Annotated in this window: 25 protein-coding genes; 20 read left to right on the forward strand and 5 right to left on the reverse strand. The window is 71.0% G+C overall.

Annotated elements, in window-relative coordinates; all coding sequences use genetic code 11:
• Positions 1–129 precede the first annotated feature (129 nt).
• The 13 genes from OG871_RS24105 (at position 130) to OG871_RS24165 (ending at position 11,734) form a co-directional block, all read left to right on the forward strand.
• Positions 130–1,479 carry an MraY family glycosyltransferase gene (locus tag OG871_RS24105; RefSeq protein WP_371499162.1) on the forward strand — a complete coding sequence of 450 codons (1,350 nt, stop codon included), beginning with the start codon at positions 130–132 and terminating at the stop codon, positions 1,477–1,479.
• 289 nt (positions 1,480–1,768) lie between these two features.
• Entirely contained in the window at positions 1,769–2,203 is a 435-nt protein-coding gene (locus tag OG871_RS24110; RefSeq protein ID WP_371499164.1) for a hypothetical protein, read from the forward strand.
• Positions 2,204–2,482: 279 nt separating this feature from the next.
• Positions 2,483–3,313, forward strand: a complete 831-nt coding sequence (atpB, locus tag OG871_RS24115) for a F0F1 ATP synthase subunit A (RefSeq protein WP_371499166.1) — start codon at positions 2,483–2,485, stop codon at positions 3,311–3,313.
• A gap of 83 nt (positions 3,314–3,396) precedes the next feature.
• Positions 3,397–3,633: an ATP synthase F0 subunit C gene (gene atpE, locus OG871_RS24120; protein WP_030282059.1), complete on the forward strand. Its 237-nt coding sequence runs from the start codon at positions 3,397–3,399 to the stop codon at positions 3,631–3,633.
• A 35-nt stretch (positions 3,634–3,668) separates the two neighbouring features.
• The gene (locus tag OG871_RS24125) at positions 3,669–4,226 is read left to right on the forward strand and encodes a F0F1 ATP synthase subunit B (protein WP_371499168.1); all 558 of its coding nucleotides are present in this window, start codon (positions 3,669–3,671) and stop codon (positions 4,224–4,226) included.
• The gene (locus OG871_RS24130) at positions 4,223–5,038 is read left to right on the forward strand and encodes a F0F1 ATP synthase subunit delta (RefSeq protein WP_371499169.1); all 816 of its coding nucleotides are present in this window, start codon (positions 4,223–4,225) and stop codon (positions 5,036–5,038) included. Before OG871_RS24125 ends, OG871_RS24130 begins: the two co-directional genes overlap by 4 nt.
• Before the next feature lie 158 nt (positions 5,039–5,196).
• A complete protein-coding gene (gene atpA, locus OG871_RS24135; protein WP_371499171.1) occupies positions 5,197–6,771 on the forward strand; it encodes a F0F1 ATP synthase subunit alpha in 1,575 nt (524 codons plus the stop codon).
• A 32-nt stretch (positions 6,772–6,803) separates the two neighbouring features.
• Positions 6,804–7,718: a F0F1 ATP synthase subunit gamma gene (locus OG871_RS24140; protein ID WP_371499173.1), complete on the forward strand. Its 915-nt coding sequence runs from the start codon at positions 6,804–6,806 to the stop codon at positions 7,716–7,718.
• Between the two features lie 2 nt (positions 7,719–7,720).
• Positions 7,721–9,166, forward strand: coding sequence for a F0F1 ATP synthase subunit beta (atpD, locus tag OG871_RS24145; RefSeq protein ID WP_371499175.1), 1,446 nt, complete (start codon positions 7,721–7,723; stop codon positions 9,164–9,166).
• Positions 9,167–9,377: 211 nt separating this feature from the next.
• Positions 9,378–9,758: a F0F1 ATP synthase subunit epsilon gene (locus OG871_RS24150; RefSeq protein WP_371499177.1), complete on the forward strand. Its 381-nt coding sequence runs from the start codon at positions 9,378–9,380 to the stop codon at positions 9,756–9,758.
• 128 nt (positions 9,759–9,886) lie between these two features.
• Positions 9,887–10,387: a DUF2550 domain-containing protein gene (locus tag OG871_RS24155; protein ID WP_350637995.1), complete on the forward strand. Its 501-nt coding sequence runs from the start codon at positions 9,887–9,889 to the stop codon at positions 10,385–10,387.
• A gap of 131 nt (positions 10,388–10,518) precedes the next feature.
• Positions 10,519–11,148 (forward strand): Uma2 family endonuclease, encoded by a 630-nt coding sequence (locus OG871_RS24160; RefSeq protein WP_371499179.1) that lies wholly within the window; start codon positions 10,519–10,521, stop codon positions 11,146–11,148.
• A 13-nt stretch (positions 11,149–11,161) separates the two neighbouring features.
• Positions 11,162–11,734, forward strand: a complete 573-nt coding sequence (locus OG871_RS24165) for a cob(I)yrinic acid a,c-diamide adenosyltransferase (protein WP_371499181.1) — start codon at positions 11,162–11,164, stop codon at positions 11,732–11,734.
• Here the strand turns inward: OG871_RS24165 and OG871_RS24170 are convergent.
• Positions 11,731–12,264, reverse strand: coding sequence for a hypothetical protein (locus OG871_RS24170; protein WP_371499183.1), 534 nt, complete (start codon positions 12,262–12,264; stop codon positions 11,731–11,733). The genes OG871_RS24165 and OG871_RS24170 overlap by 4 nt on opposite strands.
• Positions 12,265–12,388: 124 nt before the next feature.
• On the opposite strand from OG871_RS24170, the gene OG871_RS24175 reads away from it, so the two are divergent.
• Positions 12,389–13,585: a sensor histidine kinase gene (locus tag OG871_RS24175; protein WP_371499185.1), complete on the forward strand. Its 1,197-nt coding sequence runs from the start codon at positions 12,389–12,391 to the stop codon at positions 13,583–13,585.
• On the forward strand, positions 13,582–14,238 hold the full coding sequence (locus tag OG871_RS24180; protein WP_371499187.1) for a response regulator: 657 nt from the start codon (positions 13,582–13,584) through the stop codon (positions 14,236–14,238). Before OG871_RS24175 ends, OG871_RS24180 begins: the two co-directional genes overlap by 4 nt.
• A gap of 24 nt (positions 14,239–14,262) precedes the next feature.
• On the opposite strand, the gene OG871_RS24185 is transcribed toward OG871_RS24180, so the two are convergent.
• Complete coding sequence (locus OG871_RS24185; protein ID WP_371499189.1) at positions 14,263–14,577, reverse strand: hypothetical protein; 315 nt, start codon at positions 14,575–14,577, stop codon at positions 14,263–14,265.
• A 222-nt stretch (positions 14,578–14,799) separates the two neighbouring features.
• Here OG871_RS24185 and OG871_RS24190 point away from each other — a divergent pair, with 222 nt between their 5' ends.
• The 3 genes from OG871_RS24190 to OG871_RS24200 all read left to right on the forward strand — a co-directional run bounded on the left by OG871_RS24190 (position 14,800) and on the right by OG871_RS24200 (position 18,757).
• A complete protein-coding gene (locus tag OG871_RS24190; protein WP_371499191.1) occupies positions 14,800–15,669 on the forward strand; it encodes a 3-hydroxyacyl-CoA dehydrogenase family protein in 870 nt (289 codons plus the stop codon).
• 296 nt (positions 15,670–15,965) lie between these two features.
• Entirely contained in the window at positions 15,966–16,334 is a 369-nt protein-coding gene (locus tag OG871_RS24195) for an STAS domain-containing protein (protein WP_371499193.1), read from the forward strand.
• A 239-nt stretch (positions 16,335–16,573) separates the two neighbouring features.
• Positions 16,574–18,757 (forward strand): ATP-binding protein, encoded by a 2,184-nt coding sequence (locus OG871_RS24200; protein ID WP_371499195.1) that lies wholly within the window; start codon positions 16,574–16,576, stop codon positions 18,755–18,757.
• Positions 18,758–18,760: 3 nt separating this feature from the next.
• Here the strand turns inward: OG871_RS24200 and nucS are convergent, their stop codons facing one another.
• Positions 18,761–19,420 (reverse strand): endonuclease NucS, encoded by a 660-nt coding sequence (gene nucS / locus OG871_RS24205; RefSeq protein WP_371499197.1) that lies wholly within the window; start codon positions 19,418–19,420, stop codon positions 18,761–18,763.
• A gap of 571 nt (positions 19,421–19,991) precedes the next feature.
• Between nucS and OG871_RS24210 the strand changes: the two genes are divergently transcribed.
• Complete coding sequence (locus OG871_RS24210) at positions 19,992–20,384, forward strand: SCO5389 family protein (protein ID WP_371499199.1); 393 nt, start codon at positions 19,992–19,994, stop codon at positions 20,382–20,384.
• A gap of 58 nt (positions 20,385–20,442) precedes the next feature.
• On the opposite strand, the gene OG871_RS24215 is transcribed toward OG871_RS24210, so the two are convergent.
• A complete protein-coding gene (locus OG871_RS24215; protein ID WP_371503406.1) occupies positions 20,443–21,624 on the reverse strand; it encodes an LLM class flavin-dependent oxidoreductase in 1,182 nt (393 codons plus the stop codon).
• 320 nt (positions 21,625–21,944) lie between these two features.
• Between OG871_RS24215 and OG871_RS24220 the strand changes: the two genes are divergently transcribed.
• Positions 21,945–22,265 carry an ATP/GTP-binding protein gene (locus tag OG871_RS24220; RefSeq protein WP_371499201.1) on the forward strand — a complete coding sequence of 107 codons (321 nt, stop codon included), beginning with the start codon at positions 21,945–21,947 and terminating at the stop codon, positions 22,263–22,265.
• 21 nt (positions 22,266–22,286) lie between these two features.
• Here the strand turns inward: OG871_RS24220 and OG871_RS24225 are convergent, their stop codons facing one another.
• The gene (locus OG871_RS24225; RefSeq protein ID WP_371499203.1) at positions 22,287–23,048 is read right to left on the reverse strand and encodes an ABC transporter permease subunit; all 762 of its coding nucleotides are present in this window, start codon (positions 23,046–23,048) and stop codon (positions 22,287–22,289) included.
• Position 23,049 lies beyond the last annotated feature (1 nt).

Consider the following 23,049-nt stretch of genomic DNA (forward strand, 5'->3'; position numbering starts at 1 on the left):
ACACCCGGCGCGTCCGACTCAATAAGGTGTGCACCGTGGCGACGCACCCCGAACCCCGAACCAGCACGCCCCGGCAGGGCGGCGGAGTACGCTCCGTACTCAACCGGACCGTGAACCAGGAGGCCAGTGGTGCGTGAGTATCTTCTGGTCCTGTTCGTCTCGGCGGCCGTGACCTACCTGCTGACCAGCCCGGTCCGGAAGTTCGCCATCCTGGCGGGCGCCATGCCGCCGGTACGGGCCCGGGACGTGCACCGGGAGCCGACGCCCCGGCTGGGCGGCATCGCGATGTTCGGCGGCCTGTGCGCGGGCCTGCTGGTGGCCTCCCAACTGACTCACCTGGGCCGACTGTTCATTCAGAGCGCGGACGTCAAGGCGCTGCTCTCCGGTGCCGGGATCATGTGGATCCTGGGCGTCCTGGACGACAAGTGGGGCGTCGACGCGCTGGTGAAGCTCGGCGGCCAGATGATCGCCGCCGGCGTCATGGTCTGGCAGGGCATCACGGTGATCTCCATCCCGGTGCCCGGCGTCGGCTCGGTGGCGGTCACCCCGACCCAGGGGATGATCATCTCGGTCACCCTGGTGGTCGTCATGGTCAACGCGGTGAACTTCATCGACGGCCTGGACGGCCTGGCCGCCGGCATGGTCTGCATCGCCGCCGGCGCCTTCTTCCTCTACTCGTACCGCCTCTGGTACGGCTACGGGATCAACGACGCCGCCCCCGCCGTGCTGTTCAGCGCCGTCCTGATCGGGATGTGCCTGGGCTTCCTGCCGCACAACCTGCACCCGGCGCGGATCTTCATGGGCGACTCCGGCTCGATGATGCTCGGCCTGATGCTCGCGGTCGCCGCGATCTCGATCACCGGCCGGGTCGACCCCGACCTGGTCACCGCCCAGACCGGTTCGCAGACCGCCACCGTGCACGCCCTGGTGCCGACCTACATCCCGCTGCTGCTGCCGCTGACGGTGATCGCACTGCCGCTGGCCGACCTGCTGCTGGCCGTGGTCCGCCGGACCTGGGCCGGGAAGTCGCCGTTCGCGGCCGACAAGCAGCACCTGCACCACCGCCTGCTGGAGGTCGGCCACTCGCACAGCCGGGCCGTCCTGATCATGTACTTCTGGGCCGCCCTGATCGCGTTCGGCACGGTCGCCTTCTCGGTCACCAACACCGGCCGCACGGTCGTGCTGGCGCTCGCCGGGCTCTGCCTGGTCGGCCTGGTGGTGCTGTTGATGCCGCGGTTCCGTCCGCACGCGCCGCGGGCCGTGCAGGCCTTCGTCCCGCCGCGCTACCGCAAGGAGTCGCACGAGGCCTCCGTCCGGCCGGTGGCGGCCCCGCAGGGCGCCCCGGGCGCCCCGGGCGTCCCGGGCGTCCCGCAGCCGGAGCCGGCCCTGTCGGAGCTGTCCGCGGACGACAAGGAGCTGCTCGGCCGGCTCGGCACCGGGGCCACCGCGGTCGGCTCGCACTCCGAGCAGCGCGGCTGACACGTCGTCAAGTCGACACGCCCGTAAGGCGGCACGGTTGGGCCGCCGGTGTGACAGGTACCACACGTTCATGGTAAAGCTCTCATCAAATAGTTTGTGATACCGTTCACGAGTACCGAGAACACGCCGAAAGACCTGACAGGTGGAGGACTTCCGTCCCCGGTCGGTCTCCCTCGACGGGTCGGCCGCCGAGCGGTCGTCCCACGGCTGAGGTTCTCGGGAGCGGCGTCACCGCCGCGCACCCTGTGCCCGTCCCCCGTCACACCGACATGCCGCCGGAGCTGCCGACATGCCGTCCCACGACGCCCGGATCCTCCGTGGCGCCGCAATCCCCACTGCGGTCGCCGGAGTGGTCGCCATTGCGATCTCCACCGCACTCGTGGGGACGAAGGGCCTGCTCGGCGCACTGTTCGCGACGCTGCTGGTGATGGCCTTCTTCAGTTTCGGCCAGGTCGCGCTCGACCGGCTGACCAGGAACAATCCGCACATTCTGATGGCCGCGGCGCTGCTGGTGTACACCACGCAGATCCTGCTGGTCGGGATTGTTCTCGCGGTGTTCAAGAACACCACCCTGTTCGACACCAAAGTCTTCGGTTTCACGTTGCTCGGCTGCGCTCTGATCTGGACGGGCTTCCAGGTGCGCGGCGCCGTGAAGGCCAAGATCTACTACGTGCAGTCCGACGAGTCCGAACGCAAGGACTCCAAGTCGGAGCGTCAACAGTGACGAGCGCCGGCTGTCCCTCGCGCGAGGGGGGCGGTGTTTATGCCCTCCTGATGGGCTGCTATCGTCCGACGCGACACCGGAGTACGGGATGCGGCCTGGTCCCTCCAAGCGGCGCAGGTATACCGCTCGGACGCATCGCCCCCCGACTCCGCCCAGTCTTCGAAGATTCCGCGGCTGTGTGCGAAGCCGCCTGGGGTCAGCGAGATTCCCAACAAGTTCCAGTGCCGCTCCGTGGCTTCCGGCCACGCCGACACACCGAGGTTGCCGTAACCATGCGTCATGACGAAGGAGTCCGTGGTGGGTACTGAACTCACGTTGCTCGCCTCTGGGAGCTGCCACTTCAGTGACCCTGGCTGCGGCTTCCCCGCTCCCGGCCTGAACGAGTTCCAGTTCGAGCCGATCTTCACGATCGGCAGCATCGAGTTCAACAAGCCGATGCTGCTGTCGATGGTCGTCGCGGTGCTCGTGGTCCTCTTCTTCTGGTCCGCCTTCGCCAAGCCCCGGCTCGTGCCCGGCAAGCTGCAGCTGGTCGGTGAGATCGGCTACGACTTCGTCAAGCGCAGCATCGTGATGGAGACGATCGGCAAGAAGGGCGAGAAGTACGTCCCGATGCTGGTCTCGATGTTCTTCGTCATCTGGCTGATGAACATCATGTCGATCATCCCCTTCGCCCAGTTCCCGGTGACGGCGGCGATCGCGTTCCCGGCCGGCCTCGCGGCCGTCGTCTGGGTCACCTACATGGGCCTGACCTTCAAGAAGCACGGCTTCGTCGGCGGTATGAAGAACCTCTGCTGGCCGTCGGGCATCCCCGGCTGGGTCATGTTCATCCTGGTGCCGATCGAGTTCTTCTCGAACATCTTCGTGCGCCCCTTCACGCTCGCGGTCCGAGCCTTCGCGAACATGTTCGCCGGCCACCTGCTGATCGTGATGTTCTCCATCGCCTCCTGGTACCTGCTCAGCCCGAGCCTCGGCGCGATCTACGGCAGCGCCTCCTTCGTGGTGGCCCTCGGCCTCACCGCCTTCGAGCTGCTGGTCCAGTTCCTGCAGGCCTACATCTTCGTGATGCTGGCCAGCAGCTACATCGCCGGTGCGCTCGAAGAAGCCCACTGAGTCCGCTGTAGCGAACCGCTCCACCCCACGAACGCCCGGTGGCCAACCACCACCGGTTCACCACCCCGCATAAGGACACTTCCATGAGCATCCTCGCTGAGGGCACTGTCTACGGTTCCGTCGCTTCCATCGGCTACGGCCTCGCGGCGATCGGCCCCGGCATCGGTGTTGGTCTGATCTTCGGCAACGGTGTGCAGGCCATGGCCCGCCAGCCCGAGGCCGCCGGTCTCATCCGCTCGAACATGTTCATCGGCTTCGCGCTGACCGAGGCGCTCGCCCTCATCGGCATCGTCATGCCGTTCGTGTTCGGCAACAAGTAATTCCCTCGTAGCCCGTTTCGACGAAAGGTTCAGATATGAACCCCGTGGTCAACCTCGCGCAGGAGGAGGAGATCATGAATCCTCTTCTTCCCGCGTGGCCCGAGGTCATCATCGGCCTGATCTGCTTCTTCGTCGTCTTCGGCATCCTCGGCAAGAAGCTCCTCCCCAGCATCGAGAAGGTGCTGACGGAGCGCCGTGACGCCATCGAGGGCGGCATGGAGCGTGCCGAGGCCGCGCAGGCCGAGGCCCAGGCCCTGCTGGAGCAGTACCGCGCGGAGCTTGCCGAGGCGCGCCACGAGGCTGCCCGGATCACCGAGCACGCCCGTGAGCAGGGCGCGGCCCTGATCGCCGAGATGCGCGAGGAGGGCCAGCGTCAGCGTGAGGCCATCGTCGCTGCGGGCCACGCCCAGATCGAGGCGGACAAGAAGCAGGCGACTGCCGCCCTGCGTCAGGACGTCGGCTCGCTGGCCTCCCAGCTGGCCTCCCGCATCGTCGGTGAGTCGCTGGAGGACAGCGCCCGCCAGAGCGGCGTCATCGACCGCTTCCTGGCGGACCTGGAGAGCAAGGCCGCTGCCTCGGCGGGTTCCAAGTGATCGGCGCCAGCCGTGAGGCCCTGGCCGCCGGCCGGGAGAACCTGCAGAGCCTGACCGACAACACCTCGGTGGACGCGGCCAAGCTCGCCGAGGAGCTCGCCGCCGTCACGGTCCTGCTGGACCGCGAGGTCTCGCTGCGCCGCGTACTGACCGACCCCTCGCGGTCCGGTCAGGACAAGGCCCAGCTGGTTGCCTCGCTGCTGTCCGGTCAGGTCTCCGGCGAGACCGTCGACCTGGTCTCCGGCCTGGTCCGCTCCCGCTGGTCGGGCGCCCGTGACCTGGTCGACTCGGTGGAGGAGCTCTCGGCCCTGGCCGAGATCATCGCCGCCGACAAGGCCGGCACGCTGGACGACGTCGAGGACGAGCTGTTCCGGTTCGGCCGGGTCGTCAGCGGCTCGCACGAGCTGCGTTCCGCGCTCACCGAGCCGAAGGCCGGCGTCGCCGCCAAGGCGGAGCTGATCAAGAAGCTGCTCGGCGGCAAGGCCAACGCGGGCACCGTCCGCCTGGTCACCGCCCTGGTCACCAACCCGCGTGGACGTAGCCTGGAGCAGGGCCTGGAGTCCTACTCCAAGCTCGCTGCGGCCCGTCGCGGACGGGTGGTGGCCCTGGTCACCACCGCCGTCCCGCTGTCGGACGTCCAGAAGGAGCGGCTCGCCGCTGCGCTGGCCGGGCTGTACGGCCGCCAGGTGCACCTGAACATCGACATCGACCCCGAGGTCCGTGGCGGTGTCCGGGTGCAGATCGGTGACGAGATCATCGACGGCACCGTGTCGAGCCGCCTCGAGGGCGCTCGCCAGGCCCTCGAAAGCTGATCACACCAAGCATCATCCGACCCTCGGTCGGGCGTCGGTTCCACTCAGGGTGGGCCGGCAAAACGTACGGCCGGTTCACCTGACCCGGCCGAGAGTCGAGTACTTGCGGCCCTCAATGGCGGGCCGAGGATCGCAAACTAGGAGAGCAGGGAAGCCTGATGGCGGAGCTTACGATCCGTCCGGAGGAGATCCGGGACGCGCTGGCCGACTTTGTCCAGTCGTACCAGCCGGACGCCGCCTCGCGTGAAGAGGTCGGTACGGTCACCGAGGCCATGGACGGTATTGCCAAGGTCGAGGGCCTTCCCTCGGTCATGGCCAACGAGCTGCTGAAGTTCGAGGACGGCACCCTCGGCCTCGCGCTGAACCTCGACACCCGCGAGATCGGTGTCGTCGTCCTCGGTGAGTTCTCGGGCATCGAGGAGGGGCAGACGGTGCACCGCACCGGCGAGGTCCTCTCCGTGCCGGTCGGCGAGGGCTACCTCGGCCGTGTCGTGGACCCGCTGGGCAACCCGATCGACGGTCTGGGCGACATCGCCTCCTCCGGTCGCCGCGCCCTTGAGCTGCAGGCTCCCGGCGTCATGGTCCGCAAGTCGGTCCACGAGCCGATGCAGACCGGCATCAAGGCCATCGACGCGATGACCCCGATCGGCCGTGGCCAGCGTCAGCTGATCATCGGCGACCGCCAGACCGGCAAGACCGCGGTGGCGATCGACACGATCATCAACCAGCGTGACAACTGGCGCTCGGGCGACCCGAAGAAGCAGGTCCGCTGCATCTACGTCGCCGTGGGCCAGAAGGGCTCCACCATCGCGTCCGTGCGCGGCGCGCTGGAGGACGCGGGTGCGCTGGAGTACACCACCATCGTGGCTGCTCCCGCCTCCGACCCGGCCGGCTTCAAGTACCTCGCCCCGTACACCGGCTCGGCCATCGGCCAGGAGTGGATGTACGACGGCAAGCACGTCCTCATCATCTTCGACGACCTGTCGAAGCAGGCCGAGGCCTACCGCTCCGTCTCCCTGCTGCTGCGCCGCCCGCCGGGCCGCGAGGCGTACCCGGGTGACGTCTTCTACCTGCACTCCCGCCTGCTGGAGCGCTGCGCGAAGCTCTCCGACGAGCTGGGTGCGGGTTCGATGACCGGTCTGCCGATCATCGAGACCAAGGCCAACGACGTGTCGGCGTACATCCCGACCAACGTCATCTCGATCACCGACGGCCAGATCTTCCTGGAGTCCGACCTGTTCAACGCCGGCATCCGCCCGGCCGTGAACGTCGGTATCTCGGTCTCCCGCGTCGGCGGCTCGGCCCAGATCAAGGCCATGAAGTCGGTCGCCGGCCGCCTGCGCCTGGACCTGGCCCAGTACCGCGAGCTGGAGGCGTTCGCCGCCTTCGGTTCCGACCTGGACCCGGCCTCCAAGGCCCAGCTGGAGCGCGGTGCCCGCATGATCGAGCTGCTCAAGCAGGGCCAGTACCAGCCGTTCCCGGTCGAGGAGCAGGTCGTCTCCATCTGGGCCGGCACCACCGGCAAGCTGGACGACGTCCCGGTCGCGGACATCCGCCGCTTCGAGCGCGAGTTCCTGGACCACCTGCGGATCGAGAAGAAGGACCTGCTGGCCGGCATCGTCGAGACCTCCAAGCTGGAGGACGGCACCATCGACGCGCTGACCGAGGCGATCAACGCCTTCAAGCAGGGCTTCACCACGGCTGACGGCAAGCTCCTGTCCGAGCAGGCCTGAGTCCGGTAACGAGGGAAAGGACGTAACGACCCATGGGAGCACAGCTTCGGGTCTACAAGCGCCGGATCCGCTCTGTCACCGCGACGAAGAAGATCACCAAGGCGATGGAGATGATCTCCGCGTCGCGCATCGTCAAGGCGCAGCGCGCGGTGGCCGCCTCCACTCCGTACGCCGATGAGCTCACCCGGGCGGTGACGGCGGTGGCCACCCGGTCCAACGCCAAGCACCCGCTCACCACCGAGAACCCGCAGGCCAAGACGGCCGCAGTCCTGCTGATCACGGCGGACCGCGGCCTGGCCGGCGGCTACTCGACCAACGCCATCAAGCAGGCGATCGCGCTCTCCGCGCGGCTGCGTGCGGAGGGCAAGGACGTGGTGACCTACATCGTCGGCCGCAAGGGCGTCTCGTACTACAACTTCCGCAACCTCGAGGTCGGCGGATCGTGGACGGGATTCTCCGACAAGCCGACCTACGGTGACGCGAAGGCCGTGGCGGTCGACCTGATCGAGGCCTTCACGGCCGAGACGGGCGGCGTGGACGAGCTCCACCTGGTCTCCACCCGGTTCGAGTCCATGCTGACTCAGACCCCGGTGGACGCCCGGCTGCTGCCGCTGAAGCTCGACGACGTCAAGCTCAGCGACGACAAGCCGGCCAAGGCGGAGATCTTCCCGCTGTACGACTTCGAGCCGTCGGCGGAGGGCGTGCTGGACGCGCTGCTGCCGCGGTACGTCGAGAGCCGGATCTACAACGCGCTGCTGCAGTCGGCCGCCTCGGAGCACGCCGCTCGTCGGCGCGCGATGAAGAGCGCGACCGACAATGCGGGAGAGCTCATCAAGTCGCTCACGCGGCTTGCCAACTCGGCCCGTCAGGCCGAGATCACCCAGGAAATCAGCGAGATCGTCGGCGGTGCCAACGCGCTCGCCGACGCTAGCCGCGGGAGCGAATGAGAATGACCACCACAGTTGAGCCGACCACGGCGACGGGCCGCGTCGCGCGGGTCATCGGCCCGGTCGTCGACGTGGAGTTCCCCGTCGACGCGATTCCGGACATGTTCAACGCCCTGCACGTCGAGGTGGACAACCCCGACGGCTCGGGCAAGAAGATCCTGACCCTCGAGGTCGCCCAGCACCTCGGCGATGGCCTGGTCCGCGGCATCTCGATGCAGCCGACCGACGGCCTGGTCCGTGGCGCGCAGGTCTCCGACACCGGTTCGGCGATCTCCGTCCCGGTCGGCCAGATCACCAAGGGCAAGGTCTTCAACGCCCTCGGTGAGGTGCTGAACGTCGACAAGGACGAGTTCGAGTCCCAGGTCGAGGTCCGCTGGCCGATCCACCGCAAGGCTCCCGCGTTCAAGGACCTCGAGTCCAAGACCGAGATGTTCGAGACCGGTATCAAGGTCATCGACCTTCTCACCCCGTACGTCACGGGTGGCAAGATCGGTCTGTTCGGTGGTGCCGGTGTCGGCAAGACCGTTCTGATCCAGGAGATGATCTACCGCGTCGCCGAGAACTTCGGTGGTGTGTCGGTGTTCGCCGGTGTCGGCGAGCGCACCCGTGAGGGCAACGACCTCATCCACGAGATGGTCGACTCGGGCGTTCTGGACAAGACCGCGCTGGTCTTCGGCCAGATGGACGAGCCGCCGGGCACCCGTCTGCGGGTCGCGCTCTCCGCGCTGACCATGGCGGAGTACTTCCGTGACGTGGAGCAGCAGGACGTTCTGCTCTTCATCGACAACATCTTCCGGTTCACCCAGGCCGGTTCCGAGGTGTCGACCCTGCTCGGCCGGATGCCCTCCGCGGTGGGTTACCAGCCGAACCTGGCCGACGAGATGGGCCTCCTGCAGGAGCGCATCACCTCGACCCGCGGTCACTCGATCACCTCGATGCAGGCGATCTACGTCCCCGCGGACGACCTGACCGACCCGGCCCCGGCGACCACCTTCGCCCACCTCGACGCGACGACGGTTCTCTCCCGTCCGATCTCCGAGAAGGGCATCTACCCGGCCGTCGACCCGCTGGACTCCACGTCCCGCATCCTGGACCCGCGCTACATCGCGCAGGACCACTACGACACGGCCATCCGCGTCAAGGGCATCCTGCAGAAGTACAAGGACCTCCAGGACATCATCGCGATCCTCGGTATCGACGAGCTGTCCGAGGACGACAAGATCACGGTTCACCGTGCCCGTCGTATCGAGCGCTTCCTGTCGCAGAACACCTACGTCGCGAAGCAGTTCACCGGCGTGGACGGTTCGACCGTGCCGCTGTCGGAGACCATCGAGGCCTTCAACGCGATCGCGGACGGCAAGTACGACTCCGTCCCGGAGCAGGCCTTCTTCATGTGCGGTGGCATCGAGGACCTCGAGAAGAACGCCGCCGACCTGGCGAAGAAGTAACCAGCTGTAACCGGCCGGCGTGATGGCCGACTGAACGTGAGGGGTGGTCCCCGGGCTCCCGGGGGCCACCCCTCACGGCACAGGACGGTTGTGATCCCGGTCATCTCCGGGCCCTTGGTTTCCTGCCGGGGGCGCGGGCCCGTTATTCTTACCGAAACTGCCGAGTAATCGGGATTGCTTCGATTTCCCGGCAAGAGCCTAGGAGCCCACGTTGGCTGAGCTGCACGTCGAGCTGGTCGCAGCCGACCGCAAGGTGTGGTCCGGTGCGGCCACCATCGTTGTCGCCCGTACGGCCTCCGGTGACACCGGCATCATGCCCGGTCACACCCCGGTGCTGAGCGTGCTGGAGACCGGCCCGGTCACCATCCGCACCACCGACGGCGGCACCGTCATCGCGGCTGTGCACGGCGGCTTCATCTCCTTCGCCGACAACAAGCTCTCCATCCTCGCCGAGGTGGCCGAGCTGGCGGACGAGATCGACGTCGCGCGGGCACAGCGCGCGCTGGACAGCGCCCAGAGCGAGCTCGACGAGCACGCCGAGCGCCGGGCCGAGGTCCGCCTGGTGGCGGCCCGCGGCCTCAAGGCCGCCTGAGCGTAAGTCAGACCGACGGTCCCGGGGACGCGAATGCGTGACCCCGGGACTGTCGTATCAGTTGGTAGGACAGTGCGGTCGTTGATACGACCGCAACGGGGACGCAGGTAGCGAGGAGGTCGGTGAGCATGGTCCTCGCCCTTGTGGTGTGTGCGACGGTGGTGGCCCTCGGAGTGGCCGGCCTGGTCGCCTTCGCGGTACGCCGCCGGGTGATCCAGCGGGTCGGCGGAACGTTCGACTGCAGCTTCCGGCTGAAAATGCCCGCGGACGCCTCCACACAGCCCGACCTCGATGAGAACGGCCAGCCCACCTCCGCCCCGGTCCCGGTGACCGATGGCAAGGGGTGGGTTTTTGGTATCGGCCGGTACAGCGGCGACTCCATCGAGTGGTTCCGGGTGTTCTCGTACGCCCCCCGCCCGCGCCGGGTGCTGCCCCGCACCCAGATCGAGGTGCTCGGCCGCCGCTACCCGGAGGGGCAGGAGGAGCTCGCCCTGCTCTCCGGTTCCGTCGTCCTGCGCTGCCTGCACAACGGCGCCCCCCTGGAGCTCGCCATGAGCGACGACGCCCTCACCGGCTTCCTCGCCTGGCTGGAGGCCGCCCCGCCCGGGCAGAGGGTCAACGTCGCGTAGCCGGCGTTCCCTCGGACCGGTGGCTTCCGGTCCCCTGCTCTCCGTACGACCTGTCGGTGACCTACGGTCGGAGCGTTGGTTGTGCCACGGCACTCGGCCCGCTCACACTGTACGGAGGAGGTGTGCTCCCAATGACCGCTATGGCGCACGAGCCCGATCTCGACTTCGGCCTGGTTCCGGACCTGGACGAGGTGCTCTGGCAGGCGTGGAGGTCTCTCGAACTCCCCGAGGGCTATCGGGCGGAGATCGTAGAGGGGTTCATCGAGGTGTCACCTACCGGACGGCGCGGTCACGCCCGGATCGCCAACCGCCTTCGCGATGCCATGGTGCTCGCTCTGGCGGGTAGCGACTTCGCGGCGTATCAGGATGTGAACGTTCTTCATGGCCGGAAGGTCCTGGTCCCGGATCTGTTCGTCGGGCCCGCCGAGATCGATGACATCCCGGACCCGGACGGCCTCGGGGTCGCGGCCACCGGAGTGCTTCTGGTGGTCGAGGTGGTCTCGCCGGGGGCCGAGGCGCGCAAGCGTGACGTGGTCCGCAAACGCAGGGCCTACGCCCGGGCCGGCATCCCGGTGTACGTCCTGGTCGACGACCATGACGGCCCCGGCCACGTCACCGTGCTGACCGCGCCCGACCCGGAGAAGGCCACCTACGAGGCCGAGGTCCGGATGCCGTACGGCACGGACGTCACCATCCCCGAGGGCCCCGCCAAGGGCTTTGTGATCGGCGTCGCAATCACCGGTGAGGCCCGCACCGCCTGAGTAGGCTGCGGCCATGGTGAATCTGACGCGTATCTACACCCGCACCGGTGACGACGGCACGACGGCGCTCGGCGACATGAGCCGTACCACCAAGACCGACCCCCGGCTGGTGGCGTACGCGGACACCAACGAGGCCAATGCCGCGATCGGGGTGGCGATCGCCGTCGGTGCGCTGCCCGAGGACGTGTCGGCGGTGCTGACGCGGGTTCAGAACGATCTCTTCGACGTCGGCGCGGACCTGGCGACCCCGGTGGTGGAGGACCCGAAGTACCCGCCGCTGCGGGTCCTGCAGAGCTATGTGGACCGGCTGGAGTCGGACTGCGACCACTATCTGGAGCAGCTGGAGAAGCTGCGCAGCTTCATCCTCCCCGGCGGTACCCCCGGCGCGGCGTACCTGCACCTGGCCTGCACCGTAGTCCGCCGGGCCGAGCGGGCCACCTGGGCGGCGATCGACCTGCACGGGGAGTCCGTCAACCCGCTCACCGCGAAGTACCTGAACCGGCTCTCCGACCTGCTGTTCATCCTGGCGCGGGTGGCCAACAAGGAGCAGGGCGACGTGCTCTGGGTGCCCGGGGAGAACCGCTAGCCCTTCTCCCGCTTGGGGAAGAGCGTGTAGCTCGCCGCGACGGCCAGGCCGATCGCGGTGACCGTGGCCACCCGCGGGTACCAGGGGTCGAGCCCGGCGGTACGGGCGTCGTCGCCGACCAGCCACTGCACCGCGGCGATCAGCGTGACCGTGATCGCCGCCGAGACCAGCGTGCGGCCGAAGATCCGCCACTCGTGGACGGCCCGCCCCCGGCCGTACCCGGGCGGCTTCGGCGGCCTCGGCGCGCCCGCGAACCGGTGGGCGGCGTGCGCGTCGGTCCACCGGACCAGTGAGTGTCCGTGGCCGACCGAGAAGCCGACGTACGAGGCGGCGAGCCCGTGCGACCAGTCGGCGACGGTGCCGCGGCGCAGGTCGGCCACGGTCGCGCCGAGGATCACCAGGTCCACCAGGGGCAGGGCGAGCAGCAGCACGGTGCTCGCCCCGCGCCGGTGCAGCAGGTACCGGACGGCCAGCGCGAGGGCCAGCAGGACCCAGAAGCCGATCTCGCCGGCGATGATGATCGGGAACATGGCTCCAGCCTCGCGCGGCCCGCGGCGCGGCGGCGTCGTCGTGGGGAGCGAGCCCGGGGTGCGACCTTCGATGTAGGCGAACTCCTCCGCCGGGTCGGTGCCCCGCGGGGGAAGGGGTGATGGGATGGGGACCGTGACACTCTCCCCGCGCCAGGAGGACTGGGCGATCGCCGCGGCCGGCCTGCTCGGCGGCGTCCTGCTGATCGGATTCGGCGCGTACGACGACAACGAGCACATCCCGGCCTGGGCGGCGCTGTTGCCGCTGCTGGCGATGGCCGCGCTGGAGCTGCTGCGCCGGACCCGCCCGATCGTGGCCGTCTGCGCCGGCGGGCTGGTCTTCGGGGTGAACATCTTCGCCGGCTCGGTGCTGGCCACCGTGGTGATGTACACCGACCTGCTCTACGCGGCGACCCTCTACGGCCCGGCCCGGCCGGCGCGGATCCTGCACCCGGCCGGCGCCGCCGTCACGCTGCTGCTCAGCGGCCTCACCCTGCACTACGGGACGGTGTCCGCCGCGCTGACGGTGCTCGGGGTGGGCGGGCTGGTCTTCATCGCCCCGGTGTGGACGGCCGATCTGCTGCGACGCCAGCGGGAGCAGACCGAGAGCGCCCGGTTGCGGGCCGAGCAGACCGCGCTGCTGGCCGAGCTGGACCGCCGGACGGCGGTGGCCGCCGAGCGCGCCCGGATGGCCCGTGAGCTGCACGACGTGATCGCCAACCATCTGTCCGCGATCGCGATCCACGCCACCGGAGCGCAGTCGCTGGCCCGCCGGCAGTCCAGGGCCGCGGACGAGCCGCTGGTCGAGGCGCTCGCGGTGATCCGGCACAACAGCGTCCAGGGTCTGGCCGAGATGCGCCGGATGATCGGCCTGCTGCGGGAGGAGCGTCCCGACCGGTCGTACGCGGCACCCCGGCTGGACGCCGTGGACGCCCTGCTCGACCAGGCCCGCGCGGCCGGCCGGGGCGCCGGACTGGCCTTCGAGGCCGAGCAGTGCGGTGAGCGCGGCGAGCTCTCGGCACCGGTGGAACTGGCCGCGTACCGGATCGTCCAGGAGTCGCTGACCAATGCGGTCAAGCACGCCGCCGCGGGCACCGTCCGGCTGTGGATCGGCTACCGGCCCGAGGAGCTGGAGATCGTCGCGGAGAGCCCGTACCGGCCCGGCGAGGGGCTGGCCCTGGTCGGGGCCCGGGCCGGGCTGGTGGGGATGGGGGAGCGGGCCCAGCTGCTCGGCGGCCGGTTCGAGGCCGGGCCGGTGGACGGCCGGTGGCGGGTCCGGGCGGTGCTGCCGCGCGAGCCCGGGCGGGGGGAGGAGGGGACATGACGGTCCGCGTCCTGGTGGCGGAGGACCAGGCGGCGGTCCGGGCCGCGCTGGTGATGATCCTGCGGGCCGAGCCGGGGATCGAGGTGGTCGCCGAGGCGGCCGACGGCGAGCAGGCCGTCCGGCTGGCCGCCGAACTGCGCCCGGACGTCGTGCTGATGGACGTCCAGATGCCTCGGCTGGACGGGGTCTCGGCGACCCGCCGGGTGGTCGCCGCCGGAACGGCCCAGGTGCTCGTCCTGACCACCTTCGATCTGGACGAGTACGTCTACGGCGCGCTGCGGGCGGGGGCGGCGGGCTTCCTGCTCAAGGACGTCGAGGCGCAGGACCTGGTGGACGGGATCCGCGCGGTGGCGCGCGGCGACGGCATGCTGGCACCGTCCGTCACCAGGCGGCTGATCAGCACCTTCGCCCGACCGGAACGCCCGGAACACCTGGGCGCCGGGGCCGCGGTGGCCGGGCTGACCCCGCGGGAGCGGGAGGTGCTCGGCTGTGTGGGGGTGGGCCTGTCCAACGGGGAGATCGCGGCCCGGCTGGAGATGGCCGAGGCGACCACCAAGACCCACGTCAGCCGGATCCTGGGCAAGCTCGGGCTGCGCAGCCGGGTGCAGGCCGCGATCCTCGCCCAGGATCTGGGGATCGCGCCGCCCGACTGACCGTCAGTTCCGTTCCGGCCGGGCTCACTTCCGGTCCAGCGCGGCCCGGGCCCGCTCGACGTCGCCCGGCCAGACCATCAGCCGGGGCCCGGCGGTGGTGTCCACCAGGTTGTGCCGCACCCCGGCGGCGGTGAGCAGCCCGCCCAGCCGGGCGGCCTCGGCGGCGTCGGCGGGCGCGGCCACGGTGACCAGCAGCCCGTACTCGTCGGGGTTCCCGGAGTGCGGCCGTCGGGCGACCAGGGAACCGCCCCGGCGGTACGTCCACTGCATCAGCAGGATCAGGACGGCCACCGCGCCCAGGCTGATCAGCAGCGCCACCAGCGGGTGCACAGCGCTCAACGCGTCGACCTCTCCTCGGTCCGGCACAGATCACACTCCTCAATCTCACCACGGAGCCCGCCGGGGCATTAGAGTCCGGCGCGTGAGCGGCGCGGCTCCGGGGGGAGACCCCTGCCCTGAGCCGCCTTCAGGCACCGCCCTGGACCCGCTGGAGCACCGGCCTCGGACCACGTGCTCCCGGCGGGCCCGACGGGCGAACATCGTCACTCGGGAGACCCAGCCATGAGCAACGCAGCCACCCAGCAGATCGCCGTGATCGGTGCCGGCCTGATGGGCGCCGGTATCGCCCAGGTCTCGGCGCAGGCCGGGCACCCGGTGGTCCTGCGGGACGTCACCGACGAGGCGCTGCAGCGCGGTCTGGCGGGCATCCGGGCCTCGTACGAGAAGTTCGTCGCCAAGGGCAGGCTGACGGCCGAGGAGGCGGAGGCGGCGCTGGGCCGGATCACCGTCACCACTGACCTGGGCGCAGTCGCCGAGGCGGACATCGTGGTGGAGGCGGTGTTCGAGCAGCTGGAGGTCAAGGAGGCGGTCTTCCGCGAGCTCGACAAGCTGGCCAAGGACGGTGCGGTGCTGGCCTCCAACACCTCCGCCATCCCGATCACCCGGATCGCGGCCGCCACCTCGCGTCCGGAGTCCGTGGTCGGCGTGCACTTCTTCTCGCCGGTGCCGCTGATGCGGCTGGTCGAGCTGGTGCGCGGCTACAAGACCAGCGACGAGACGCTGGCCACCGTCCGGGCGTACGCCGAGGGCGTGGGCAAGGAGGTCGTGGTGGTCAACCGGGACGTGGCGGGCTTCGTCACCACCCGCCTGATCACCGCGCTGGTGGTGGAGGCCGCCAAGCTGTACGAGTCGGGCGTCGCCACCGCCGAGGACATCGACACCGCCTGCCGGCTCGGCTTCGGCCACCCGATGGGCCCGCTGCAGACCGCCGACCTGACCGGTGTCGACATCCTGCTGCACGCCGCGCACAACATCTACGCCGAGACCCAGGACGAGAAGTTCGCCGCCCCGGAGATCATGGCCCGGATGGTCACCGCCGGGGACCTCGGCCGCAAGAGCGGCCGCGGCTTCTACGGCTACGAGGGCAAGTAGCAACCGTCCGGGTGGTGGGCCGGGAGCCCGGCCCACCACCCGGGTGAGTTTGCTCACGCCCGCGCCGCAGACGGGTGATTTGGGCGGGAATCGAGCGTGGGTATGGGGACTTCCTGCGTATATTCCCTCGGACGGGTGAAGTTGTCCGCCATCCCGCCGGGTGGGAGCAACCCGCGGAGTTGGTTGACCGTCAGATGAGGGGGAGACCGGCGCGGCCCCGTGTGTGCGGGCGCCCGGCGCCCGCCCCCGGACGGAGCCCCCTGCGGATCTGGAACGGCACAGCGGAGGAGGAGAACGTGCGTATCACCGGCGACCAACGCGGCCTGGCCATCGAAGGCCGGCTCGACGTGCGCAGCGCCGCCGACGCCCGGGCCCGCCTGCACTCCGCCGTCGACGGCGGGCAGGGCGACCTGGTGCTCGACCTCGGCCGCCTGGAGTTCTGGGACGCCACCGGCCTGGGCGTCATCATGGGCACCCACCGCCGGGCCGGCCGGCTCGGCCGCCGACTGGTGCTGCGCGACGTCCCCGCCCAGCTGCAGCGGCTGCTGGTCGCGACCCGCCTGCACCGCATCCTCGCCGTCGAGGGTGCCGTCCCGGACGCCTACGGCGCCTCCCTCCCCGCGCTCGGCGTGCCCAACCCGCCGCTGGTGGCCCCCACCCTGTAGCACCTTCGGCGCCGCTCCGTTCCGTGGGCGACCCACAGGCGGCGCAGCCTGCGGTGTCGGCTTCGATCGTGTCCGATCCTTGGTGGTCGAGCCGGAAACCGGGACCGGGTCTGTGCTCGGCGGGGCGGGTGTGGGAAAGTCTGCGCTCAGTAGTCACGGCCGCCCGGATCCGGTCAGCGGCCGGTCCTCAGCGCCCGGGGGTTCGGTGGCGCGCGGCCGAGCATGGGTGGAGCAACGACGTGGGACAGCCAACCGGCGATTTCCGGCAGGACGGGCTGCGGGCCCGTACCGGCGAGGTGTTCCCCGGTGACCTGATGCTGACGGTGGGCGGGGCGGACGGCTCCGAGGCCACCGCCTGCCCGGACGGCTGGCGGCCCGAACCCCGGCGCAGCAGGGCGCAGGCGCAGGCCGGCCCCGCGCCCGGGCCCAACCTCGCGGTCGGCCCGCTGGCGCTCGGCACCGGCCCCGCCGACCTGCCGCTGCTGGACCGTGAGGCCGACATCGCGGAGCTGCTCGGTCAGCTGGCCGAGGGCCGTTCGGTCCGACTGGTCGGCCAGGCCGGCTCGGGCCGCAGCGCCCTGCTGGCAGCCGTCGCGGACGCCGCCGACGGCATCGCCCCCGACGGTGTGGTCCGCCTCAGCGGCCACCGCAGGTCCGCCGACGACCTGCTCCAGGACCTGTTCGCCGCCACCCACCACGCCCCCGGTGTCCGCCCGGACCGCCGGGAGCTGGCCGAGCGGCTGAGCGAGGTCGGCGCCGTCGTGGTGATCGACGACGTCGAACTGGACGAGGCGGAGCTGGACCGGCTGCTCGGCGCCGCACCCGACTGCGCCTTCCTGGTCTCCGTGCCGCCGGACGGCCCGCCGCTCCAGCTCGGCTCCCGGCTGCGCGACCACCTGGTGGCCGGCCTCTCCCGGGGAGCCTGCCTCAATCTGGTGATCCGGCTGGCGGGCCGTCAGTTGGACGAGTCGGAGCGCTCCTGGGCGGTCGACCTGTGGTTCGAGTCCGAGGGGCTGCCGCTGCGCTTCGTCCAGGCCGCGGCGCTGCTGCGCCAGCGGGACGTCGCGGTGGACGCGCTGGTGGCGGCCCAGGAGGACCGCAGGAGCGTCTTCGGCATGGTCAAGGAGGTCGACGAGCCGGCCGATCCGGCCGTGCTGGAGGGCGAGTTGCGGCGCTCCGTCCCGCTGCCGACGGTGGCGGAGAGCGCGGCGCCCGCGCTGCGGCTCGCGGAGGGGCTCGGGGAGCCGGCCCGTGAGGTGCTGCGCCTCGCCCTGGCGCTCGGCGGCGAGTGCCCGACCGCCGCGCACCTGCCGGCCCTGATCGACGTGGGACAGGGCGAGGGCGCCCTGCAGGAACTGGTCGACGCGGGGCTGGCGGTGTCGATCGGCGGACACCACCGCCTGGCGGCCGGCGTGCTGGAGAGCCTGGCCCCGCACTGGGAGACCGGCGAGGTCGGCTACGGCGCGGCCGAGCACTTCTCCTGGTGGGTCGGGCACAGTTCGGTCGGCACCGAGCAGATCGCGGCCGAGGCCGAGGTGATCCTCGGCGCGTTGCTCGCCGACCGGACGGCCGGGCGCCCGGAGGCGGTCCTGCGGCTGGCCAGGGCGGCCGCACCGGCGCTGGCGCTGTCCCTGCGCTGGGGGGCCTGGGAGCGGTCCCTGCAGCTCGGTCTGGAGGCCGCCAGGACACTGGGTGCCAGCGGCGAGGAGGCCTGGTTCCACCAGGAGCTCGGCGCGCTTGCCCTGTGCCGGGGCACCTCCCAGCGGGCCTCGGCCGAACTGGACGCCGCCGTGGCGCTCAGGGCCGCGCTGGGCGAGCCGCGCGGCGGCGCGGCGGCTCGGCGGATGGTCGAGCTGCTGCGGGCCACTCTGGACGTGCCTGCGGGCGACGAGGACACCGAGCTGGCGCCGGTCGGGCGACGGCCGGTGATCCGGGCGATCGCGCAGGCGCCGTTCCGCTTCCGTACGGCGCCCAAGACGGGCCGGGACACCAGGCGGACGGTGCTGGCCGCTTCGGCGGCCGTGCTCGCGGTCGGGGTGCTCGGCACCGCGATCGGGCTCAGTCTGGCCGGCCCGGACCCGCAGAGCGGCAACCGGACCAGGCCCGGCACTTCGGTCGACGACCCCCTGCCGTCCGGTCTGGACTTCGGGTCCAGCGGGAGCCCGACGCCCTCGCCGTCGCCGACCCCGGAGACCTCCGAGAGCGCCTCGGACACTCCGAGCGCGGCACCGTCGCCGAGTGCGTCGCGGACGAGCCGCAAGCCGACCCCGGGCAAGTCCGGGACGACCACACCGCCGGTGACCCCGACCCAGGGTGCGACGCCTCCGACCTCGGGGCCCCCGACGCCGTCGTCGAGCCCCACGCCGACGCCGACCCCGACCTCCGCGTCACCGACCGGCTCGTCGAGCCCGCCGCCCCCGTAGGGCTCAGAACAGCTTGAGCTTGTCGTCGTCGATGCCGCGCAGCTCGTCGTAGTCGAGCACCACGCAGCCGATGCCGCGGTCGGTGGCCAGCACCCGGGCCTGCGGCTTGATCTCCTGCGCGGCGAACACGCCCTTGACCGGGGCGAGCAGCGGATCGCGGTTGAGCAGCTCCAGGTAGCGGGTGAGCTGCTCGACGCCGTCGATCTCGCCGCGGCGCTTGATCTCGATGGCGACGGTGGCCCCGTCGGAGTCGCGGCAGAGGATGTCGACCGGCCCGATGGCGGTCGGGTACTCGCGGCGGATCAGCTGCCAGCCTGTCCCGAGCACCTCCATCCGGTCGGCGAGCAGCTCCTGGAGGTGGGCTTCGACGCCGTCCTTGACCAGGCCGGGGTCGACACCGAGCTCGTGCGAGGAGTCGTGCATCACCTCTTCCAAGGTGATGAGGAGCTTCTCGCCGGCCTTGTTGGTGACCGTCCAGAGGCCGTCGGCCACCTTGAGGGTGCACGGTGGCGACATCCAGTTGAGCGGCTTGTAGGCGCGGTCGTCGGCATGAATGCTGACGCTCCCGTCGGCCTTCACCAGGATCAGGCGGGTGGCGGACGGGAGATGGGCTGAGAGCCGTCCGGCATAGTCGACGGAGCAGCGGGCAATTACGAGACGCACGGTCGACCACGCTAGCCCACCGGGGCCAGTTGATGCGATTCCGCGACAGCCGGGTGAAGAATCCGCGAAGGCGGCGAACCATGGTGTGACGGCACTCCGCAGGCCGGTCGGGCCGGTCCGCGAAGGGTACGGCATCCGGATGTCCGGTCGTCGGGGTGCGTTCGACGGGGATGGGGAACTGCGATGAACGCTCCGACGGGATCCGGCCAATCTGCGCCCGAGGGCACTGCGCGGGCGGTGAATCGGCGGATTCTCCAGCCGGGCTGAGCGTCGCCTGCCAGGCTGGAGTGAGTGGCCGTCGCCCCACCTGGCGGTGTCGCCACGGCGTCGGCGTGTGCCCGGGCTCCGGCCGACCCGGGCGCCGTCCCTTGTCCTCGGTGCGCGGTCCCACGGGCCCTCTGCGGTGTCCCGACTGCCGCCCACTGAGCCCCTGTCAGCCCGACCGGACGTCAGGTCGGGCCGGGCGGTCTCCGCCGCCCGCACCATCCGTGTGAGCACGGCACGGCACCATCCGTACAGCCGCACGACCACCCGGGCAGCCGCGTCAGGGTGGACCGCGAGAGGAGAACCCATGTCGCTCGACGTCTCACCGGCCCTGCTTGAGAAGGCCGAGAGAGGCGAGGTCGACGAGAGGGAGTTCGTCGACTGCGTCCGAGTCTCCCTGCCGTACGCCTGGGAGCTGATCAGCTCGCTGGTCGCCCAGCTCAAGGTCGACGGCACCGACTTCGCCGACAACCAGGTCCCGCCGCCCAGCGAGCAGGCCCGCGGCCAGCTCCTGCGGGCCATGGCCAGCGACGCGATCCGAGGCGCCCTGCAGCGGCACTTCGGCGTGCAGTTGGCGTTCCAGAACTGTCACCGGGTGGCGGTGTTCTCGCCCTCCGAGAGCTCGGCGGAGCGCCACCGGCGCTTCACGTCCGTCCGGGCTCAGCTGCTCAACCAGTCGGCCGAGCTGCGCGACTGCTGAACCGCCTTCCGCCGGTGGGCCGTCCCTGCGGGGGCGGCCCACCGAGGTGTGTCCGTTCTCACCCGAGCTGGGGCAGGACCTCCGCGCCCAGCCGGGCGATGTTGTGCAGGGTGGCGGCCCGGTCGCCGGAGCCCTCGGTGAGCAGCGCGAACCGGCGGATGCCGGTCCGCTCGGCGGTGGCCAGCAGCCGGTCGGCGCACTGCCGGGGCGTGCCCACCGGGTGCAGATCGCAGAGCAGTTCGGTGTAGGCGCGGGGGTCGCGCATGGACCGTGCCCGGTCGTCCACGGTCCGGTGGGCGCCGAGGCCGTGGGCGAAGAACCCGGGCAGTGCGCGCAGCAGTTCGTCCCGGGCGCCGGCGGCTCGGTCGTCGACCTGGACGACCCCGGCCGCGACGTGCTCGCGTTCGACCCGGGCGAGTTGCTCCTCGCCGCGCCCGGCGGCCCGCCAGGCCGTCCGGTACGCGGCCAGCATCTGGGCCTTGTCCTCGTCGCCGGAGTGCATGCCGAGCAGCATCGGCAGGCCGCGCTCGGCCGCCGTCCGCACCCCGCCGGGGGAGGTGCAGGCCACCACCACGGGCGGCCCGCCCGGTCCGGCGGCCGGCCGGGGGCCGGTGCCCGCCGCCCTGCGGTGGGGGCCCTGCTCGTGGCGCTGACGGGGGAAGGCGCGCAGCGCGGCCTCCGGCTCGCCGTCCAGCCCCAGCCACCCCGCCAGGCCCTCGTGGCCGCCGGGGTCGGCCGGCAGCACCGGCTCGGTGGCCCTGGGCACCACGGCGACCTCCGGGAACTGGAACTGCGGTCCGGCGGCGCCCACCCGGCCCTCGCGCAGCCAGCGCAGCAGCAGGTCCAGCCGCTCCGGGAAACCCTGCTCGTACGCGTCCGGCCCGGTGCCGAAGACCGTCAGGTCGATCCAGGGCCCGCCGCGGCCCACCCCGAGGGTGAACCGGCCGCCCGAGGTGAGGTGCAGCAGCGCGGCCTGCTCACCGAGCCGGACCGGGTGGCCGGTGGAGAGGACGCTGACGGCCGTGCCGACGCCGATCCGGCGGGTCCGGCCGAGCAGCAGGGCCGCCAGCGTGGCCGCGTCGGGGCAGACGCCGTACGGGACGAAGTGGTGCTCGGCCAGCCAGACGCTGTCCAGGCCGCAGCGCTCGGCGGCGGTGGTGGCGCTCAGCGTGCGCTCCAGCGCCTCCGCGTGGCTCTGGCCGGGGAACTGCGCCGAGAGCAGGAAGGCGCCGACCCGGATGGAGTCGGTACCGGACGGCTGCCCGAGCGCGGGTGCGGGCAGCGGCCCGGTGGCCGGCGAGTGGATCTCGGGCCGCGGGGTGGTCTTGGTCATCGGAGGCCTCCTCGGGAGCGCGCAGGGTCTGCGAGCCCCGCCTTGTCCCCTCGTGAGTAACCCATGTCATGTGCCAATGGCACGCCGATCGACCAATCTCGCCGAAGAAAGGATGGATCTCGGGAGAAACACCCGGGCCCCGGGTTGGGGCGTGATATGGGCCCCGAATGCCGTTTGAGGACCTTTACCCTGGAAGCTAAATCGTGCCCGGCCGAGAGGTAGTTGACGTGTCGCCCCGCCGTAACCGGACCAACAGCGCCGCCGATCGTGACGCCGCGCCGGCCGCCCCGCCGGGTGGCTCGCTGCGCCGTACCGAGAGCTACCGGGGCGAGGAGTGGGTGGTGCAGACCGTGGCCGGGACGGCGGGCCGCTTCTACCGCTGCCCCGGCTGCGACCAGGAGATCCCGCCGGGCGTCGGGCACGTGGTGGCCTGGCCGGAGTACGGCGCGGGCGTGGACGACCGCAGGCACTGGCACCGGGCCTGCTGGGGCGCACGGGAGCGCCGCGGCTCCAACATCCAGCGTGGCCGCGGCGCTCCCAGGTACTGAGGTCTGCTGTCGGGTCGGGGGTCAGGCGTCCCGCTTCTTGAGCACCAGGGCGCCGCCGGCCAGTGCCGCCAGCGTCCACGTCAGACAGATCAGGAAGCCCGCCCCGGCCCCGTACGGCTGCCCGCTCTCGCCGTAGACCAGCAGCATCCGCCGGCCCGCGTAGTCGGGGAAGTACTGCGCCACGGTCTTCACCTTCGGCACCGCCGACAGGATCGGCGAGAGCAGGAAGAAGAACGGGACCAGGATGCCCAGGGCCAGTGTCTGGTTGTGCAGCATCGCGGTGACGCCGGCCGAGAACAGGCAGAGCATGGTCAGGTAGGCCGCCGCGCCGAGCACCGCGCGCAGCACGTGCGGCTCGCCCAGGTCGGTGGAGTGCTCGCCGAGCAGCGACTGGCCGACGAAGAAGGTGACGAAGACCGTCACCAGCGAGACGGCCAGCGCCAGCAGGCCCAGCACCACGGCCTTGCCGGTCAGCAGGGTGCCGCGCTGCGGGACGGCCGCCAGCGAGACCCGGATCAGCCCGCTGCTGTACTCGTTGCCGACCGCCAGCACGCCGAAGACGATGATGGCCAGCTCGCCGAGTCCGATGCCGGAGAGCGAGGTGCTGGTGGCGTCGAACGGGCCGTCGCCGGCGAACTCCTGGAAGTTGTTCTTGGTGAGCAGCGAGAGCAGCGCGCCCAGGCCCAGCGTGACCACGAAGGTCAGGGCCAGGGTCCAGATGGTGGACCGAACGCTGCGGATCTTGGTCCACTCGGACTGCAGGATCGCGGGGAAGGACGCCATC

It is taken from the genome of Kitasatospora sp. NBC_00374, assembly GCF_041434935.1.
Lineage (GTDB): Bacteria > Actinomycetota > Actinomycetes > Streptomycetales > Streptomycetaceae > Kitasatospora.

Bases quoted from the DNA above. Each gene is read 5' to 3' on its own strand.
- OG871_RS24190 (WP_371499191.1), top strand. From the start codon at position 14,800: ATGAGCAACGCAGCCACCCAGCAGATCGCCGTGATCGGTGCCGGCCTG.
- OG871_RS24125 (WP_371499168.1), top strand. From the start codon at position 3,669: ATGAACCCCGTGGTCAACCTCGCGCAGGAGGAGGAGATCATGAATCCT.
- OG871_RS24210 (WP_371499199.1), top strand. From the start codon at position 19,992: ATGTCGCTCGACGTCTCACCGGCCCTGCTTGAGAAGGCCGAGAGAGGC.
- OG871_RS24155 (WP_350637995.1), top strand. From the start codon at position 9,887: ATGGTCCTCGCCCTTGTGGTGTGTGCGACGGTGGTGGCCCTCGGAGTG.
- atpB (WP_371499166.1), top strand. From the start codon at position 2,483: ATGACGAAGGAGTCCGTGGTGGGTACTGAACTCACGTTGCTCGCCTCT.
- atpE (WP_030282059.1), top strand. From the start codon at position 3,397: ATGAGCATCCTCGCTGAGGGCACTGTCTACGGTTCCGTCGCTTCCATC.
- atpD (WP_371499175.1), top strand. From the start codon at position 7,721: ATGACCACCACAGTTGAGCCGACCACGGCGACGGGCCGCGTCGCGCGG.
- atpA (WP_371499171.1), top strand. From the start codon at position 5,197: ATGGCGGAGCTTACGATCCGTCCGGAGGAGATCCGGGACGCGCTGGCC.
- OG871_RS24225 (WP_371499203.1), bottom strand. From the start codon at position 23,048: ATGGCGTCCTTCCCCGCGATCCTGCAGTCCGAGTGGACCAAGATCCGC.
- OG871_RS24140 (WP_371499173.1), top strand. From the start codon at position 6,804: ATGGGAGCACAGCTTCGGGTCTACAAGCGCCGGATCCGCTCTGTCACC.
- OG871_RS24180 (WP_371499187.1), top strand. From the start codon at position 13,582: ATGACGGTCCGCGTCCTGGTGGCGGAGGACCAGGCGGCGGTCCGGGCC.
- OG871_RS24175 (WP_371499185.1), top strand. From the start codon at position 12,389: ATGGGGACCGTGACACTCTCCCCGCGCCAGGAGGACTGGGCGATCGCC.
- OG871_RS24160 (WP_371499179.1), top strand. From the start codon at position 10,519: ATGACCGCTATGGCGCACGAGCCCGATCTCGACTTCGGCCTGGTTCCG.
- OG871_RS24110 (WP_371499164.1), top strand. From the start codon at position 1,769: ATGCCGTCCCACGACGCCCGGATCCTCCGTGGCGCCGCAATCCCCACT.
- OG871_RS24170 (WP_371499183.1), bottom strand. From the start codon at position 12,264: ATGTTCCCGATCATCATCGCCGGCGAGATCGGCTTCTGGGTCCTGCTG.
- OG871_RS24165 (WP_371499181.1), top strand. From the start codon at position 11,162: ATGGTGAATCTGACGCGTATCTACACCCGCACCGGTGACGACGGCACG.